Genomic DNA, 17,305 nt, shown 5'->3' with positions numbered 1-17,305 from the left:
GATTATCGCTTGCGGATCCGGGCCAGCCCGGCCTTGGCCCGCTGGTGCAGACCGGTGGCGTATTCATCGGGATTGAGCAACAGGCATTTCTTAAAATACTCTTTGGCCTTTTGCCAGGATTCGATCTTCTCGTAAATGAGCCCACATTGCAGGGCGGCATTGCAGGCGAAGAAATAGGGCGAATTAGCCCCGGAGTCTTCAATGGTTTTTTCAAAATAGGAAATCGCTTCGGCGGTGCGGTCCAGCTCCTGCAGGATGCGCCCCATCCGGTAGGTATATTCCAGGCGAAGGTATGCATCTTTAGATTCGTTCAATTTGAGTGGCGCCAGTCGGTCATAGGCCTTCTGGGCGTAGCCGCCGTCGAACAAGAGGCGGGCGCGCACGAGGTCCACGTGTGGTGTCCGGCCGGCATCCGCTTCCCGCTGGGCATTGCTGTCCCCGCCGCTCGTGGCGTTCCCGCGCTGGGATACCTGTACCAGGTTCGTCCGGTAGCCCGTCGGGTCGCCGTTGATCAGCGCCTGCCAGGCCAGCTTCTGGTAAGCTTCCTTGATATAGTGCGTGCCGTTGAATTTTTCCACAAAGCGATCAAAATGTTTTCCGGCATCCCGATCCAGCCGGCGCAGTTTGGCCAGCCCCAACATAAATTCCAAGAAGGGGAGAGGGTGGAAGATGCCGTCCTGGGGCGCAGCTTCCAGGATCCTGATCGCTTCGTCATTATGTCCGGTACGCATGGCGATATTGGCCACTACAAAAGCATGTAGCGGATTGTCGGCAGGCACCAATTCGGATTTTCGAATGGTTTTCCAGGCCTGCTGCGGCTCGTTGGCCAGGTGGAGCAGGAGATAAGCCTGCAGCACCTGTGATTCTTTAGTGAACAGGAAATCGTCGTGTTGCCGGGCGTAGGAGACGACCTTTTCCATTTCCTTTTTTCCCTGATCGATAGTGCCTTTCAGGCTGCTCAGAAGACGTACGCTCCACTGGTAGCCGTCCGGAATGGTGCCCACCATGGCGTGGAGAATGGCCAGATCCTTCAGATTGGGTATGAAGTCCGGGAAACGTTCCTGATTTTTTTCGAGTAGTTTATTGGCGCGGTTTACATCGGTAAAAGCCGGAAGATAGTCTTCGAACCGCAAACTAACCAGCGCCCAGTGCAAGCGGATGTCCGCCTGGAGGAACAGATAATAGGGCGAAGATTCGTCTCCGGTCTCGATGGCCGACAGGCGGCGATCCTTATTGGCTTCCAGCTGTTTGTACAGGGCTTTATCCTCGGTGATGTACAGCCGGAAAAAATCGATATAATTTTCAATGTGATGAACGACGAGGTTATTGGGATCTTCCAGCTTGAGCTTGGCCAGTTGGAGATGTGCTTCTCCGAACCGGAGCGACATTACATTTTCGTAGGCATCCCGGGCCAGAGGCGTATAGGTGAAGTGCTTGGCCCCGTAGAGGACCGAAGTGTGGAGGAATAGAAGCAGGCTGGTTATTCTCAATAAGTTCATGGGATGCATTGGATAAGTTGTCAGTCAAGTAACCCGGCCGTAGTTAGCGACCGGTAAGCGGGCCGTTCGTATACCGTTTAGACTAAAATTGAACACTTCCGTCACGGATTTTAGTATACAGCGGTGCCATCAATTCCGGTAGACCGGCCACCGGCTTAAATTAGCTAACAAAAATACCGTGTAAGTGATCGGTCCCCGCGGGAATTAAAACGAAAAACCTCAGGCCATCCGGAAGACGGGCCTGAGGTTTTATAGTAACGATTGTACTTAAAGAGTATGCTTATTCGGTAACGGAAGAAACGCCGTCCACCTTATCTCTTACTTCGTCTACCAGAGAATCGTCCACCAGGATACGGCCGCAGTGTTCGCAGGCAATGATCTTTTTGCGCTGAGCGATCTCGAGCTGCATCTGGGGCGGGATCTGGTTAAAGCAACCACCGCAGGCATCACGCTCTACAGTTACCACCGCCAGACCATTCCGGTAGGAAGTGCGGATCTTGTCGTAGGCCCGCATCAGACGATCTTCTACTTTTTCCCGTGCCTTATCGGACAGGGCACGCAGTTTCTTTTCGTCTTTGTCCGTTTTCTCGATAATTTGTTCGAGTTCCACCTTTTTGGTTTTCAGGTCGGCCTGCTTGGACGCCAGGCGATCCTGGGTCGCTTTCAGCGTTTCCTCTTTTTTGAAAACCTCTTCTTTGGTGCCTTTGATCTTTTTATTGGACAACTGGATCTCCAGTCTCTGCATTTCGATCTCTTTGCTCAATGCATCGTACTCGCGATTGTTCTTCACATTGTCCATCTGCTTCTCGTAGCGATCGATCAGTGCATTGGCTTCAGTAATATTCGCCTGGTGCTTGCTGACTTCATCCTCCAGGTCTTTTACAGTATTTTCCAGACGGCTGATCCGGGTTTCCAGACCGGCGATATCGTCTTCCAGATCACTTACTTCGATCGGCAGCTCCCCTTTCAAGATCTGTATTTCATCGATCTGAGAGTCTACAAGCTGAAGCTCGAACATATTCTTCAACTTTTCTGCAACGGTTAATTCTGCCATTATTTTAAGGCTTGTTTTGTTAACGATAGTTTCATTGCTACAAATAATAAACGGGGTTTGTCCTTACTTTTGTGCAATGGACCGCAAAATTACTAAATTTTTGGGATATAATTTCATGCAATAATTGAATCGTAAACTGCTCACTCTCATAGTGTCCGATATCGGCGATGATGATGTTCCCGTCGGCATCAAAAAACTCGTGGTATTTGTAATCGGCCGTTACAAAAACCTGAGCTCCCTGACCGATCGCCTGGCGGAGTAAAAAACCACCGGCGCCACCGCAAACGGCAACTTTTTCAATCTGACGGTCCAGGATCTCGGTATGGCGGACACAGTCTGTCTGCATGCGTTCTTTCAGGTATTTCAAAAATTGGTCGGGCGCCATGGGCTCGGGCAAAAAACCGATCACTCCCGAACCGATCTCCGGAGTATCGACCTCAATGGAGAACAGATCGTAGTCTACCTTGGCTTCCTGCTGGTATTTTTTGACCGTTTTGAGTACTCCGCTCTGGGCGGCCGAGGGAAAAGCGATCTCCAGTTTCACCCGGGCTTCCCCGTTGATCATCTGGGAGCGGCCGGATTCGGTGAGATAGCCGGCTTCGCGGATACCTTCGATCCGGGTGGCGCCCACGGCAACCAGCGCTTCCTGCAGGGGAACGGCCAGACTGGCCGGGGTGAAGATCTGTAGCTTTTTCCCCACCTGTTTCGGAGCCAGGATCTGCGTACGTTCCAGCCCAAGACGCTCGGCGATCCGACCGTTTACACCGCGCCGGAATACATTGTCGAGATTGGTATGCGCAGCAAAGATGGCCAGGTCATGCTTAATGGCTTTGATGATCACCCGCTCCACATAATTCCGACCGGTGATCTTTTTCAGACCGCGAAATACAATGGGGTGGTGGGCGACGATCAGGTTACACCCCAGCGCGATGGCTTCGTCCAGGACCGCTTCGGTAGCATCCAGACACACGACCACTCCGCTGACCAGCATGGCCGGAGAACCGGTGATCAGGCCGGCATTGTCGTAACTTTCCTGGTAGACGGGTGGGGCGATAGTATCTAAATAGGTAATGACTTCTTTAACATTCATGGTTTTTCAGGTAAGGAGTAGTTGAAAACTATCGGGTCCGTCGGCCGGAGCATCAACTGGCACCGGTCACGGTTGATTTAATTTTTTGCTCAATGGAGGTTGTGGAATATCCCTCGATATACGGCAGACTGTAAACTTTTCCTCCGGCATTTTGCACAATATCCGATCCTACGATCTGCTCCGGTTTCCAGTCGCCGCCTTTAACAAGAACATCGGGAACCACCAATTTGATCAATTCAAAAGGGGTATCCTGATCAAAAGCTACCACGGCGTCCACAAAGGCGAGGGCTGCCATCTGGTGCTGGCGGGTCAGCTCGTCGTTAATGGGACGGTGCGGTCCTTTCAGCCGGCTAACGGAAGCGGCGGAGTTCAGGCCGATGATCAGACGGTCGCCGAGGTCACGGGCTTCGGCCAGGTAGTGAAGGTGTCCGTAATGGAGCAGGTCAAAACAACCATTGGTGAAAACGACCTTTTCGCCATTGGCCTTCCAGGTTTCGACAGTGGCCCGGATCTGGTCCCAGTCCTGGATCTTGGATTGTATTTGTTGGAATTGCATGCTTGATGGATTTTAAGTCTGTAAAGCGGGTTGGTAGTTCCGGTTGATAATGGGCAGCAGGATCAGACCGATCAGACCGATCAGAATATTACACCCCAACTGTATGGAGATGAAAGCGATCATGGCCCAGGAGAAACCGTCCTCTCCGCTGACTCCGTACATCGTCAGGGCAGTCTGCGCTAAAAAATGATAGGAGCCCATTCCTCCGGGAGACGGAATAACGATGCCCCAACCCCCAAACACAAACACCAAAAGTGCCGCCGTTGCGGATAATTCGCTGGTGGGTGGGAACGCAAAGAAGCACAGATAGGTCATGAGGTAGTACATCACCCAGATATTGATACTGTGGAAGATGAACCAGAAGGGGCGATCCAGTTGCCGTACGGTCTGCAATCCCTGCAGAAAACCCAGGGCCAGATCACGGATCTTCAGGGCCAGTTTGCTGGCCATGATCTGTTTTCGGAAGATCCAGAAAACGATAATTGCTGCTACCAGTATGAGGGAAAGGATAAGGATCAGCGTACCCAGTCCACTACCCTCACCCGGAATGGAGGCGTATTCGCTGAAGAACGCCCAGATGCGATCGAATTCGAGGATGAAGGCGAAGGCCGTGACCAGCAGAATACTGATCACATCAAATACGCGGTCGGCCACCGCCGTACCCATGATCTTTTCCAGAGGGGCCCGTTCGTAGCGGGCCAGCAGGCCCGGTTTGACGATCTCTCCCATGCGGGGCAGGCCGAGGTTGGCAAAATAGCCGATGACGACGGTAAGAAAAGCATTGATGAGCCGGACGTTGTAACCCAGCGGGCGAATGAGCATCTGCCAGCGCTTGGCCCGGCTGATATTGCTGATCGTGAAGGCCAGCAACACCATGATGATCCAGAAGTAATCGACCCGGCCGAAATCCTGTAATACTTTGGTTACCAGGCTGCATTCCGCTTCGGGAATACCCTTGAGCGCGCACTCTTCCTGGTAAGCGGTATTCTGATTTTGGTACACCAGATAAAGGATAACCAAACCGATACCCAAAAAAAGGAGAAATTTTAAGATGTTGATCAGTATCGCTTTCAAGGCCCTATAGGTTAGCTGGTTTAGCCGCGGCTGTTGTGAGATTTGAAAAGATTAATTGCATTCCGGAAACCGGGGGAAGTTTAGAACATGTTTAAAATTCGTTTTTGCCCGGGACGGACCCGTATGGGCAGACCAAAGGATGAAATTTAAGCATGTTCTTAGCTCGAAATGATAGAAAGGACAAAAGTAGAAATGTTCTCTAAGAATCCACCGAAATTCCGAAATTAAAGCGTGCTAAACCGCTACATTGTCAGTGAATTGCTGAATTTGGATGCCGGAGCACCCAATTGCCGGAATGTTGGAAAGTTCTCGATTACCGGAGGTTCCGGTTTAGCCCGGAATCACTTTATTCGCTTCATCGACAAACACTACGCTGGGTTCAAAAGCCCGGGCTTCGTCCTGAGACATCCATGCATAAGCGATGATAATAACGATATCCCCCACCTGACAACGGCGGGCAGCGGCACCGTTCAGACAGATAACTCCCGAACCCCGTTCCCCTTTTATGGTATAAGTTTCCAGGCGTTCGCCGTTGTTATTATTGACGATCTGCACGCGTTCGCCTTCGATGAGATTGGCTGCATCCAGCAGGTCTTCATCGATGGTGATGCTACCGACGTAATTCAGATCCGCCTGAGTGACGGTAGCTCTGTGTATCTTCGACTTAAATCTTTGTATCATCATAGCGCTGCAAAAATATAAAATTCTGAATGGTAGTCAATACAAATCCTGAAAAGGCCCCCGTTTGGGGTAAAGCACTTATGCAAACAAAATATTATTAGGATAGTTGAATCCCCCGGGGCAAAGTTCTGACGTGCAAAAGGGAAGATGGTCACTGAGCCGGTCCGCCGGCTGTGGCCAGTCATCCATTCGTACTGTATTCCCCGTTTTTAAAGCGTACCGAACCACTCTTTTCCGGACAACCGGTAGTGCGCTCATCCGCCTGGATATAGTACCTATAGTGCTCAAAGGCCGATAAAAAACTTATCTTTGCCGAAATTTTGCAGAAATTGTCCTCGTTTCGAGCCATAATTAACCCATGCTTACACAATTTCCCATACTGGAATCCATATTGTGGACCGTATTTACGATGGTCATTATCTGGCGTGCCAGTGATGGGTTCGAAACCGCTTCTGAATATATCGGCCGTAATTTAACAGACGGGGTCCGGGGGGCAACGATCAACGCCATTGCAAGTTCTATTCCCGAACTCTTTACCACTATCTTTTTCTTACTGCTACTGAAAGACGCCGATGGGTTTGCCGGCGGGGTCGGCACCACCGCCGGGAGCGCCATTTTTAACGGTATGATCATTCCGGCTCTGGTGATCATTGTCGTACTGCTCTTTGGCATTACCCGCTCTATTGAAGTCTCCCGCCGGGTGTTATTCCGGGACGGTATCGCGCTTATTCTGTGCGAACTGGTCCTTATCCTGGTCCTGAGCAGTTTTCGACTGGAATGGTGGCACGGTTTGTTGCTTATGGCTATGTACGGCGCCTATGTGCTCTACATGGTGCGCAGAATGCGACAGCGACAACGCAGCGCCGCTGTGCTAACGGATCAGGCTCCCGAGATCCCTGCACCCGATCCGGAACCAGTTGAAGCGGAAGACGAAGCGGCGGATACCTGGCTAAAAAAAATCCTGAAACTTGACCTGGAAGGCCTGGTTATCGGCAACCGGCCCATCAATAACCGGAATGCCTGGACCTTGCTGCTCTTATCAACGGCCGTCATCGCTGCGGCCTGTGCCATTCTGGTGTATGCCTGTGAATCTTTCGGTGAGGCGGTGGGCTTCCCGATCTACTTTGTAGCGGTCATTATTGCCGCCGCTGCTACCAGTGTGCCGGATACGATCATTTCCATGCGGGACGGCATGCGGGGCAACTACGATGATGCGATTTCTAATGCGCTGGGCAGTAATATTTTTGATATCTGTTTTGCACTGGGGCTTCCCCTCTTTATGTACACGGCCCTGTACGGCCCGATCGATCTGCCCAGCGGAAGTGAAGTAGGTGAATTGCGCCTGATCCTGCTGATCCTCACTATTGCCGCCCTGCTGATCTATATTATCGGTAAAAAAATGACCTTCCTGAAGGCCGCCCTGCTCATTAGCCTCTATCTGGCTTTCGTCACCTATATCATCAATAAAGGGATCGGTAGTCCCTGGGCCTTAGATATATCGGCCTGGGTACAGCAGGTGCTCAGCAATATTGAATCGCTATTCTAAAAGACCGGATTTAAATGGTTTCCTCTTATCCCGTCCTGGCCTTATGCTCCGGGAAGCGGCCGCTTATCCGCAAATAAACGTTTCCAGCCAATACGGATCGCCACCAGCAGGGCGATAAAGATCAGAATGACGTAATGGAAAGGGATGTAGGTGAAGGCGATGATCCGGGTACGATCAATAAACCACATAATGGCCAGCGTAGCGGTGATCATCATGATCAGGCCGGAAAGTTTATCGAAGCCGGGAATGTATTCCAAACGAACGTTGCGCCGGATGATCAGCAGCGTGGCGATCATGGAGATGACGGGAAGGATCTGGACAAAGACATCCGTCTGCATAATGCTTCGGCGCTCGAAAAGGAAAAAATAGATACTCAGCGTGACGGCGAATATGCCCGGTACACTTACCATATAGATCAAGGTCGAATACAGGTATTTCCAGGGTGAGATGTGTCCCTCGCCTCTCCCGAGCCAACCGGCCAAAAGGGCCGTAACCGGAATAATGGTGAAGTAAAAAATGATGTAGGAGGGGTTATCTGCAATCTTCTGGAAAAAATCCGCCAGGGTCATAGGAAGTGGTTTAGGGTAGTTGGTTGAGGTGTGAGGTGTCAGGGGCGAGTGGTCAGGAGGGAGGTGTCAGGGGTGAGGTGTCAGGTGCGAGCACTCAATCTCTGACCCCTGACTCCTGACACCTCACCCCTCGCACCTAATTACAAATCTAGCAACAACGACACCGGATCTTCCAGCAGCGCTTTTACCTTCACGAGGAAAGTAACGGAAGAGCTACCGTCAATCACCCGGTGGTCGTAGGATAAGGCCAGATACATCATCGGCCGGATCTGTACTTCGCCGTTCACGGCTACGGGGCGTTCCTGAATGGTGTGCATTCCGAGAATAGCCGATTGCGGTTCGTTCAGGATCGGAGTGCTGACCAGCGAGCCGAATACCCCACCGTTGGTAATGGTGAAAGTACCACCCTGCATCTCGTCCAGAGACAGATTGCCGTTGCGGGCCTTACCGGCCAGTTCTTTGATCTTATATTCGATCTCCGAGAAATTCATGGATTCTACGTTGCGCACCGGTGGTACCACCAGACCGGTAGGCGTAGAGATCGCGATGGAAATGTCTACATAATTATGGTAGATCAGTTCGTTGCCTTCGATCCGGGCGTTTACTTCGGGCATTTCCATCAACACTTTGGCGCAGGCCTTGGAGAAGAGGGACATGAAACCGAGCTTGATCCCGTATTTTTCTACGAACTTTTCCTGATATTTTTTGCGCAGCGCCATTACTTCCGTCAGGTCCACCTCATTGAAGGTGGTGAGCATGGCGGTTTGGTTTTTGGCGCGAACCAGCCGGTCGGCGATGGTCCGGCGCATTCGACTCATTTTCTTGCGCTCCTCATCGCGGCTGTAACTGGCCGTCGAAGTGCTGGGCGCAGGAGCGGATTTTGCACTTTTGGCCTCCGGCTGAGGCTTGGGTTCCGCTTTTTTATTAGCGGCCGCTTCTACAGCATCCGCTTTGGTGATGCGACCGTCCTTGCCCTGACCTTTTACCGATTCGGGCTGGATGTCGTTTTCTTTCAGGATCTTGGCTGCCGCCGGGGACGGATGTCCGCTGGCGTAGGTTTCCGCTTCCGCCGGTTGGGCACTGGGCGCCTCGGCTTTGGGTTCTTCCTTCGGTGCCTCGCTACTTTTTTCGGCAGCCGGGGAAGAAGAACCGCCGCCGTCTCCGGCGGTAACGCTGGTATCGATCTTGGCTACCAGAGCTCCGATCTCCAGATCGTCACCTTCGCTGGCAACGTAGATCAGCTTGCCGGCCGCTTCGGCCGGAAACTCAAGAGTAGCTTTATCCGATTCAAATTCACAAATTGCTTCGTCCATATTTACGAAGTCGCCGTCCTCTTTCAGCCATTGGGAAAGGGTCACTTCGTTGATGGATTCCCCAATGACGGGGACTTTCATTTCTACGATACTCATAAGTAAGATTTCAATTGCAGTGCAATAATCCGGTAAAAGCGTTAATTAAACAACATTGGTCGGAGTTTTCTTGTGGAAACTTCGGACTCCTTTAAAATATACAACTTCAAAAGGTATAGGATAGTTTTAACGGAGGGAATACCCGATCAATTTGCGGCGTATTTATACACCAGGATCGTTCCTTTGTCGCCTCTGCCTTCATTGGAGATGTACATGTTGCCGTTTTGGTCAAAGCACAGCCCTTCCGGTTGGGGATGTTCTTCCTTTTGTAGCTTCTGGATGTATACGACCTCGTTCTGACGGTTCATGACAATGATCATCTTGCCTTTGGAGGACAGCAGATACAGATCGCCGCTGATGGGGTGTACGGCCAGGGCTGACGGACTGAAATCGAGTTCGTCTTCATCGAAAAAGTCTTTTACCTTTTCCAGTCGCGTGATGGGTGGGTTTTTGTCCAGGTAATTGTGGACCGCACCGAGCGTAAGCATGTAGATTGGATCCTGAAGCAATTGTTTGTACTGCAGGCTGAAGCCGTAGATCCCCCGGGCTTCTTTCTGTCCGTCCGGATGTGCCTTGCAGGCCAGCAGTAACATCTGATTTTGCGAGTCGTATCCGAGGCCCTCTACATCGTTGTCTTTATTGAGATCGTAATTGAACTTTTCCGTCTCGAAATCCTCCTTATTGTGGTTCTTGATCCAGTAGACCGTGCCGGTGCTCTTGATGGCGTACGCGTCGGAACCTACCGCCTCGACCCCTTCGTAATCGCCGTCTTTCCAAAATTCCCTTTTCTCCAGGATCGCTCCGGTGGTTTTGTCCAGGTGGTACAAAATGCCGTCTTCATCCTGTACGGCCAGTAAATAGTTGCCGTCTCCCGAGATTCCGAGCCCGGAGATCTCCTCCAACTCATCATCGAGTTCAAAAATCTGATCGGGAGAATCGAATTGGTAGGGGAACAATTGCGCGGTGCTGGTGAAAAAACAGCCGAAAAATATACCTGCTATTAAAACAATGCTTCCTAAAAATTTCATACTAAATGGTTAATGTTGGTACTGTTGCTATAAATCAATATGGGATAACCGATCGCATAAAACCGGAAAATTACAGCATCCCCCTACTCCTGCAGGGGATCGATAATTTTGTTGTTCAAATTTCCTGCGGCGTTTACAGAATACTTCAACAACAATTGAATACTACAAAAATCGCTCCACGATCCCGGGGAGGGGGCTGGGTGCAAGCTCAGATCTTATTTGTTCGATTACATTCTACGGTATAATATAACTAAAAAATTACAGACATATTTTGTTCAACACCGGAGATAAAGGGAGTCAGTAGCCAGTCCGGAAATTTTATGCTGACTACTGACCCCACGACTGGTTTTATGTTTTCTTGCGCAACACGATCTGTTCGCCCTGTTTTTCCATTACCAGGTCGATGAACTTTTTCAGGCCGGAATATTCCTCCGACTGAAAATGGATCTGATTGAGTTTCAAATTGCAATTCATATAGATATCCTGCCCGACCACTTTGGTGGAGATCTCAAAGCTGCCTCCGCTATCGGGCAGTACCATCCGGATGTCTTCCGGGAGTTCCTCTACGTCGTAACCGTCCGGCATCTTCAGGTTGATCACATAACGCTCATCAATGGTATAGGGCACATCGACCGGGTAGGTGCGCTTTTCCTGTTTGAAGGGATTTTCATCGAAAGCCGGGAAAATAACCGGACTGAAGTAAATGAAATCATTATTGACCATCGCGGCCCCCGGGATCCGGCAGTGGAATTTCAGATTGAGCGGCGCTTCGGGATCTTCGAGGCCGGAATAGTCGGCCGCTGTGATCTCAATATCCGGATAGCGGTCCCGCAGGCTGCCTTTTTCCTCTTCGCCTTCATCGGCCCCGGAAGAGCCGGCAACGGCCGTCTGATCCTGACTTTCCTCTTCCAGATCGATGCGGGTATCAACGGCTGCGTAGCCCTTATAGCGGGATTGTACCTCCCCGTCCAGTTCACCGGTTTCCGACAGTTGGGCGTTGATCATCATAATACTTTCGCGCTGAGGTACCGGCAGCTGTATCCACTGCGGTTTTTCGGTGCTCAGCAGCCAGGCTTTGTTATTAAAGCTACTGATGCGGGATAAACCGATGGGACGATGTTTACTGCCGATATCTACTATCTGGAGCTGTTCACCGTAACGGACCAGGGCCATGAGGTGATTGAACTGATCAATGATGGGATACAGGTCGACCATTCGGCCGTGGGAACGCGTGCTGACCATGATCGGGTAGACTTCGATACCCATCTTTTGGGCCAGACCGATAAACATCAGATTGAGCTCACCGGAAGTGGCGGTTTTCTTTTCGAAGCATTTATCCAGTTTATCGGTAGCGGAAAAGGTGTAGCGACCGTCCCATTCCATTTCGGTAGCCAGGAAGTTGTAGATGATCCGAACCTTTTCGTCATTATCATCTACCCCGGAAACCTGTGGGCTGACGGCCTTCCAGAGATCTTTAAAATTCCGGTCTTTGCTGATCTGTTCCCCGACACTTTCGTATTCCATCAGCTTTTGGGCCAGAGCCGGCCAGGTGCTCATGTGGGGTTTGTAGCCCTGACCGGGCCAGTTGGTACCTTTGAGTTGAAACCGCACGCGGGAATAATAGTCGTCCATGGTGGTGATGAACCCTTCTTCCTTCAGGGCCGGTACATGCTCGGCCGCGTAACGGCTAACGTATACTTTGGTTTTGGCGCGACTGGATCCCGTATAGACACTGGAGCCTCCCATAGTGATGGATTGTTCCTGGCTATCGGTCTCGTGAATATCGGCCGGTTGGCCCTGGGTGATCGCTACGTAGTCAAACCATTCCGGTACTTCCAGACGGTATTCACTCCAGATGGTCGGGATGTTTTCCTGGAAATACCATTCCCGCAGTTCGTTGAAGAATTCCGATTCCAGAATATAGCGGTATTCCAGGACGGCACCTTCGCTCAGGTTGCCGGCGGAGAACTTCATCAATGACCAGTTGTCACTGACCTTTTCCTCAAAAATGTCCGAATTTTTTACGTTGTATTCGCTACCGTCGGGGCTGAATACTTTCACCTGCAGATTACGGATATTTTCGGCGTTGTGGTAAAACGGGATGGAGACATCTCCCTCGTCAAAACCGGATCTTTTCAGGATCTTGATCCGCTTGTGTTGACGAAAGTCGTAACGGATATCTCCTTTCATAAAGTTGAATTGCAGCTCACCGTAATTGCAGAGTACGACGGCACTGGCGGAAGTGTCGGGCTCATAGACGGTCATGGCCAGATCCTCGTCGGGGATTTTTCCCCATTTGATGGGATCTTTCTGAGCATTGGATGGAATAGCAAAGAGCAGGGCCAGCATCAGCGAGATGCTTTGCAAAGAGAAAACGCGCATGTTAGATTAGTTTATTGATAAAATAAAAATTGGTAACCGGGCATCAGAAAACCGGTTTACTTAGAGTGTGTTTGGGATTTATTAATCGGACCACAAACGCCACTTTTTCGTTTATACTTCAGCTATTTTTCAGTCCGTACCCTCTGGGTATGCACTTCAAAATAAGCTTCGTCTAAACAAAAAATTGACTGTTTTCGTCACAAAGAAAAAATCCCAAACACACTCTTATTGATTCTTTTTAAGCACGACTTTGGCGTGCACTTGTTGTAAATAATGGCTAAACAGCTGCTTTAAATGTGGGTAGAGTGCCGGTTCTATAAAATCGCTACGCATTGTGAACCGGCAGTCAAGCAGGATCTTTTTACCTTCCTGCTTACATTCATAAGTTATTTCGCCCTGGTGATCGGGCAGACTGTAATTGGTGCTCTTCGGTAGTTCGACGACTTCGTAGTTGGGTGGCAAATCCAGCGTGATCTGCCACTCTTCCTCAAATGGATACGGGAAGTCCACGGGGAAGTTACGATTCTTTTGCTTAAACGGATTTTCGGAAAAATTCGCGTAGACGACCAGCGGCAAATATAAAAAATTGCCAAAGGACTGACCGGCGTCCGGAATGTAGAAAGACAGCTGTTGCTCAAATGCGGCATCCAGATCAGTTGCATTTAAGAACTGAACGGAATCCAGCATGGCTTCCGGATGCAGGCGCTGCAGGCGTTGACTCCAATAATGCCCTTTGGGTGCCTGGCGGTGCAATTTGCGTTCCAACAGTGCCGAATAACTGCTGTATCGGGCCTGCATCCGGCCGTGCAGGGCGCCGGAAGCATCAAGTTGTAATTCAACCGTATAGCGATCACGGCAGGGAGGAACCTCCAGGTTGATCCACTGCGGCCATTCTGGATTGACCACCCAGGCCTTCTTGTTGAGCGTCTGTAGCCCCGGCATTCCCGGTGGCCGGAGCGGATCGGTGGGATCCAGCAACCAGGTCCGTCCCCCGATGCTTACCAACACCATAACGTAATTGAACTGATCCATCAGCGGGTACTGCTGGGTCATCCGGCCGTGTTGCCGGGTGGAGGTAAGCACGGGGTGAGCTACAATATTCTGAGCGTGCAGCAGGGCGAGCAGCATAAAGTTAAGTTCAGCAGTGCTGGCTTTCCCGGTTTGGAAAGCGTCGTAGAGTTCCCGTTCGGGTTGTACGCCATTGAGCCCGTTCCAGTGGATCCGTGTTACAAGGAATTGGTAGATCTGACGCATTCGCCGTTCCGGATCGGTGGCCAGGTCCAAGTTGTTAAGGAGTATACGATTGAGCTTGCGGTAAGATTTTTTGGCCAGGTACAGGCCGCCGAAGAACGGGCTGTCGATCAGGTCGTGAGCTGCCTGTTCCCAGGTCGGCAGAAATGCTTTGGGGAAATCTCCCGGCTGGATGATCTCACTCAGTTGCAGCCGGAGCCGGACGCGGTAATCATCGATAGTGGTCATGTAGGCTTCCTCGCGGATGGCCGGCGCATTTTCCATGAGGTAGAACTGGTCCGAAAACAAAAAGCGCGTCTTGCCGCTGACCAGGTGGATCTCATTTTTTGTTTTTTCCTTCAGTTCCATATACTCCGCCCCTTCGAACAGGGTGGCAAAAGAAAGGTAAGACGAATTGTGCAGGCTTAGCTGACTGAAACGCGTTGGGATGGAGTGCTGAAAATACCAGGTCCGGGGCTGAACTACATTATTGGAGCGGAGGCTGTAGCGGTATTCCAGGATGGCTCCTTCCTGAAGCTGGGGGAAAGTGAAATTCACGTGGGTCCAGTGGGCATCGCGTTTTTCGAAATAAAAATCTTTGCGGGAAAGGCTGTGTACGCGGCCGTCCGGAGTGATGGTCTGGGCATCGATGGAAATGATCCATTCGGAATCATTGAAATGATAATAGGGAATACTGACGCTGGCCAGTTCGGCAACGGGTTTTTTATCGAGCAACTTGATCCGCTTGTGTACGTTGAGCTGGTAATCGTGTTCTTTGCTTTCATTGCGAAAAAAGAACTGCCCGATCTCTCCGAGGATAACGGCGCCGGCCTCCGGATCTTCAGCGTAGACCTCCATAATGCGGTCTACCGGGGGAATGGTTCCCCATTCCATTTTGTAAGATTGGGCAACCGGTATTTGGCATATTGAAAAAATAAAAAAGAGTGTGTAAAAAAATTTCATAAAGAAATGATTGGTTCACCGACTCTAATATAAGGCCAATGCATTCTCCGCTAATGCATAACGTATAAGTTCCTTATATTTGCGATCCGAATTTTTATTTATTCACGCAAGTCGGCAGTTTGTCGGTTGTTGGCTGATCAGTGGGACAGGCATCGGTTCGAAACGGGCCGCAGGCTGGGAAAAGGGAGAAATCTACCGCACCCCGCACAACTGATCCCGCCCGACGGAAAACTGGCGCTTGAATTACGCATTGAAGTTTGACAAAGTTGATGGAAGACTGGCAGGAGGATTTTGAATGGCTGCGCATTCGCCACATGGTGAAGGACCGGTTTGGAAAGGCAAGCCTTCCGGATCTGAATGCGATCCTTTTCCTGATCGGTATTCAGGAGCTGGGGCGTTGGCAGGAGGCTTTTACCAAAGAGGAAAAGCAGGACCTGATGCACATCGCGGTTTGCCGCTTACTGAGTTACGAGGGATACTACGAATTTGTGGGAAGGGATGACGATGGCTGGCCGCACTGGCGTACCCTGAAACCGTTTGCCACGAAAGGCCTCAAGGCGCAGGAAGGAATTCTCAAGGAAAACATTATCCGATATTTTAAAGAACTGGAAGCAGAGTAACACTAATCAAAAAGAGTACCATATGAGAAATATCTGGCTCGGAATAGGCCTTTTGTTGATGTTGGGTTTTTCTTCTTGTCAGAAGGATGAATTTACCCACGCTGAGATCATGACGGATTTTGGCAATATCGAAGTGATCCTGTACAATAGTACGCCGAAGCACCGCGATAATTTCATCAAGCTGGCCAATGAAGGCTATTATGATGACCTGTTGTTCCACCGGGTGGTGAACGGTTTTATGATCCAGGGCGGCGATCCTGATTCAAAAAATGCCGCTCCCGGACAATCACTGGGCCGGGGTGGCCCCGGTTATCAGATCGACGCTGAGATCGGTGCGCCTCACTTCAGAGGAGCCCTGGCCGCCGCCCGTGACGGCAACCCGCTGAAAAAATCCTCGGGCTCTCAGTTCTACATCGTGCAGGGAAGACCGGTAACGGAGGAAGCGCTGACCCAGATGGAAAATCAGAAGAGTCTCAAATACAGTCCGGAACAACGGCAGGTATACGTGAACGATGGCGGTTCTCCCTTCCTCGATGGCGATTACACCGTTTTTGGAGAAGTGGTGAGCGGTATGGAAGTGATCGATAAGATCGCCGAATTGAATACGGATTCCAACAATCGCCCTACCGAAGACGTTCGGATGAAAGTACGCATTCTCGAATAATCTAATTTGCAGTTCATGATAAACGAACAATGGTCCGGGTCGGTAGCAGGGAGTCGGTTTTTTAAAATGCTGGCCTATCTTTTGCTGGTTGTACTGGTGGTAGGATGTTCCCGCCCGGTAGCGCAGTTTACTTACAGTGGTGAAGCTAAGGCGCCGGCAAACATCCAGTTTGAAAACCAGTCGGAAAAAGCAGACAGCTACGAATGGGATTTCGGCGACGGAAAGACCTCCGAGGAAGCAGCTCCTACCCACCGGTTCCGCAAATCGGGCATTTACGATGTACAACTTCGCGCCTTTCGCGAGGGCAAAAGCCGGGTGACCCGGCAGCAGGTCGTGATCGCGCCGCCGGACCGTTGTCTGGTGGAGGTCGAAACGCCTTACGGCAATATGCTGGTTGAGTTGTTCAGCGCAACGCCCCAGCACCAGGATAATTTCACCAAGCTGGTGGAAGATAATTTTTTCGACAGCTTGCTGTTCCACCGGGTGATCCAGGAATTTATGATCCAGGGTGGCGATCCTAACTCCAAAGGAGCCGGAGCAAACCAGATGTTGGGGAGCGGCGGCCCGGGTTATACCATTCCGGCCGAATTCGTAGATTCACTGATCCATATTAAAGGCGCACTGTCCGCAGCGCGTACGGGAGATCAGGTCAATCCGGAGAAACGTTCTTCCGGATCTCAGTTCTATATCGTACAGGGTAAAACCTATACGGACCGGGAACTGGACATCATCGAATCCCGGAAAAATATGCGATATACCAGTGCACAGCGAGAACTGTATAAAACCGTTGGGGGGACACCCTTCCTGGATCGCGATTACACGGTATTCGGACAAGTGATAGAAGGATTGGAAGTAATCGACGCCATCGCCGCGCAGCCCACCGACGGGCGTGACCGGCCCCGGGAAAATGTGTGGATGAAAATGACCTTTATCAAATAAA

Annotated in this window: 15 protein-coding genes; 4 read left to right on the top strand and 11 right to left on the bottom strand. The window is 50.8% G+C overall.

What is annotated here, in order from left to right; genetic code table 11:
* Positions 1-2: 2 nt before the first annotated feature.
* The 6 genes from CRP01_RS28585 to panD form a co-directional block, all read right to left on the bottom strand.
* Positions 3-1,499 carry a tetratricopeptide repeat protein gene (locus CRP01_RS28585; RefSeq protein ID WP_099153489.1) on the bottom strand — a complete coding sequence of 499 codons (1,497 nt, stop codon included), beginning with the start codon at positions 1,497-1,499 and terminating at the stop codon, positions 3-5.
* A 280-nt stretch (positions 1,500-1,779) separates the two neighbouring features.
* Positions 1,780-2,553: a zinc ribbon domain-containing protein gene (locus tag CRP01_RS28580; protein ID WP_170110579.1), complete on the bottom strand. Its 774-nt coding sequence runs from the start codon at positions 2,551-2,553 to the stop codon at positions 1,780-1,782.
* 37 nt (positions 2,554-2,590) lie between these two features.
* Positions 2,591-3,643: a Nif3-like dinuclear metal center hexameric protein gene (locus CRP01_RS28575; RefSeq protein WP_099153487.1), complete on the bottom strand. Its 1,053-nt coding sequence runs from the start codon at positions 3,641-3,643 to the stop codon at positions 2,591-2,593.
* Between the two features lie 52 nt (positions 3,644-3,695).
* Positions 3,696-4,199, bottom strand: a complete 504-nt coding sequence (gene rfaE2 / locus CRP01_RS28570) for a D-glycero-beta-D-manno-heptose 1-phosphate adenylyltransferase (protein ID WP_099153486.1) — start codon at positions 4,197-4,199, stop codon at positions 3,696-3,698.
* A gap of 12 nt (positions 4,200-4,211) precedes the next feature.
* Positions 4,212-5,273 carry a lysylphosphatidylglycerol synthase transmembrane domain-containing protein gene (locus CRP01_RS28565; protein ID WP_099153485.1) on the bottom strand — a complete coding sequence of 354 codons (1,062 nt, stop codon included), beginning with the start codon at positions 5,271-5,273 and terminating at the stop codon, positions 4,212-4,214.
* A 330-nt stretch (positions 5,274-5,603) separates the two neighbouring features.
* Positions 5,604-5,957: an aspartate 1-decarboxylase gene (gene panD, locus CRP01_RS28560; protein ID WP_099153484.1), complete on the bottom strand. Its 354-nt coding sequence runs from the start codon at positions 5,955-5,957 to the stop codon at positions 5,604-5,606.
* A gap of 355 nt (positions 5,958-6,312) precedes the next feature.
* Here panD and CRP01_RS28555 point away from each other — a divergent pair, with 355 nt between their 5' ends.
* Positions 6,313-7,500, top strand: coding sequence for a sodium:calcium antiporter (locus CRP01_RS28555; protein ID WP_099153483.1), 1,188 nt, complete (start codon positions 6,313-6,315; stop codon positions 7,498-7,500).
* A 41-nt stretch (positions 7,501-7,541) separates the two neighbouring features.
* Here CRP01_RS28555 and CRP01_RS28550 read toward each other — a convergent pair whose 3' ends face one another.
* The 5 genes from CRP01_RS28550 to CRP01_RS28525 all read right to left on the bottom strand — a co-directional run bounded on the left by CRP01_RS28550 (position 7,542) and on the right by CRP01_RS28525 (position 15,012).
* Complete coding sequence (locus CRP01_RS28550) at positions 7,542-8,069, bottom strand: hypothetical protein (protein ID WP_099153482.1); 528 nt, start codon at positions 8,067-8,069, stop codon at positions 7,542-7,544.
* Positions 8,070-8,209: 140 nt separating this feature from the next.
* Positions 8,210-9,478 carry a 2-oxoglutarate dehydrogenase complex dihydrolipoyllysine-residue succinyltransferase gene (gene odhB, locus CRP01_RS28545; RefSeq protein WP_099153481.1) on the bottom strand — a complete coding sequence of 423 codons (1,269 nt, stop codon included), beginning with the start codon at positions 9,476-9,478 and terminating at the stop codon, positions 8,210-8,212.
* A gap of 146 nt (positions 9,479-9,624) precedes the next feature.
* On the bottom strand, positions 9,625-10,506 hold the full coding sequence (locus CRP01_RS28540; RefSeq protein WP_099153480.1) for an SdiA-regulated domain-containing protein: 882 nt from the start codon (positions 10,504-10,506) through the stop codon (positions 9,625-9,627).
* A 348-nt stretch (positions 10,507-10,854) separates the two neighbouring features.
* The gene (locus tag CRP01_RS28530; RefSeq protein ID WP_099153478.1) at positions 10,855-12,888 is read right to left on the bottom strand and encodes a DUF3857 domain-containing protein; all 2,034 of its coding nucleotides are present in this window, start codon (positions 12,886-12,888) and stop codon (positions 10,855-10,857) included.
* A gap of 225 nt (positions 12,889-13,113) precedes the next feature.
* Positions 13,114-15,012: a DUF3857 domain-containing protein gene (locus CRP01_RS28525; RefSeq protein ID WP_170110578.1), complete on the bottom strand. Its 1,899-nt coding sequence runs from the start codon at positions 15,010-15,012 to the stop codon at positions 13,114-13,116.
* Between the two features lie 326 nt (positions 15,013-15,338).
* On the opposite strand from CRP01_RS28525, the gene CRP01_RS28520 reads away from it, so the two are divergent.
* Genes CRP01_RS28520 through CRP01_RS43045 form a run of 3 tightly spaced genes read left to right on the top strand, consistent with a single transcriptional unit; the run spans position 15,339 to position 17,304 of the window.
* On the top strand, positions 15,339-15,701 hold the full coding sequence (locus CRP01_RS28520) for a hypothetical protein (RefSeq protein WP_099153476.1): 363 nt from the start codon (positions 15,339-15,341) through the stop codon (positions 15,699-15,701).
* Positions 15,702-15,723: 22 nt separating this feature from the next.
* Positions 15,724-16,365: a peptidylprolyl isomerase gene (locus tag CRP01_RS28515; RefSeq protein ID WP_099153475.1), complete on the top strand. Its 642-nt coding sequence runs from the start codon at positions 15,724-15,726 to the stop codon at positions 16,363-16,365.
* Between the two features lie 15 nt (positions 16,366-16,380).
* Complete coding sequence (locus tag CRP01_RS43045) at positions 16,381-17,304, top strand: peptidylprolyl isomerase (RefSeq protein WP_170110577.1); 924 nt, start codon at positions 16,381-16,383, stop codon at positions 17,302-17,304.
* Position 17,305 lies beyond the last annotated feature (1 nt).

It is taken from the genome of Flavilitoribacter nigricans DSM 23189 = NBRC 102662, from assembly GCF_002646595.1.
GTDB lineage: Bacteria > Bacteroidota > Bacteroidia > Chitinophagales > Saprospiraceae > Flavilitoribacter > Flavilitoribacter nigricans.
This window is presented reverse-complemented; position numbering and strand designations above follow the sequence as displayed.

Excerpts from the sequence above, each read along its gene's own strand:
- CRP01_RS28540 (WP_099153480.1), bottom strand. The coding sequence starts at position 10,506 with ATGAAATTTTTAGGAAGCATTGTTTTAATAGCAGGTATATTTTTCGGC.
- CRP01_RS28555 (WP_099153483.1), top strand. The coding sequence starts at position 6,313 with ATGCTTACACAATTTCCCATACTGGAATCCATATTGTGGACCGTATTT.
- CRP01_RS28580 (WP_170110579.1), bottom strand. The coding sequence starts at position 2,553 with ATGGCAGAATTAACCGTTGCAGAAAAGTTGAAGAATATGTTCGAGCTT.
- CRP01_RS28515 (WP_099153475.1), top strand. The coding sequence starts at position 15,724 with ATGAGAAATATCTGGCTCGGAATAGGCCTTTTGTTGATGTTGGGTTTT.
- rfaE2 (WP_099153486.1), bottom strand. The coding sequence starts at position 4,199 with ATGCAATTCCAACAAATACAATCCAAGATCCAGGACTGGGACCAGATC.
- CRP01_RS43045 (WP_170110577.1), top strand. The coding sequence starts at position 16,381 with ATGATAAACGAACAATGGTCCGGGTCGGTAGCAGGGAGTCGGTTTTTT.
- odhB (WP_099153481.1), bottom strand. The coding sequence starts at position 9,478 with ATGAGTATCGTAGAAATGAAAGTCCCCGTCATTGGGGAATCCATCAAC.
- CRP01_RS28550 (WP_099153482.1), bottom strand. The coding sequence starts at position 8,069 with ATGACCCTGGCGGATTTTTTCCAGAAGATTGCAGATAACCCCTCCTAC.
- panD (WP_099153484.1), bottom strand. The coding sequence starts at position 5,957 with ATGATGATACAAAGATTTAAGTCGAAGATACACAGAGCTACCGTCACT.
- CRP01_RS28575 (WP_099153487.1), bottom strand. The coding sequence starts at position 3,643 with ATGAATGTTAAAGAAGTCATTACCTATTTAGATACTATCGCCCCACCC.
- CRP01_RS28525 (WP_170110578.1), bottom strand. The coding sequence starts at position 15,012 with ATGGAATGGGGAACCATTCCCCCGGTAGACCGCATTATGGAGGTCTAC.
- CRP01_RS28585 (WP_099153489.1), bottom strand. The coding sequence starts at position 1,499 with ATGAACTTATTGAGAATAACCAGCCTGCTTCTATTCCTCCACACTTCG.
- CRP01_RS28530 (WP_099153478.1), bottom strand. The coding sequence starts at position 12,888 with ATGCGCGTTTTCTCTTTGCAAAGCATCTCGCTGATGCTGGCCCTGCTC.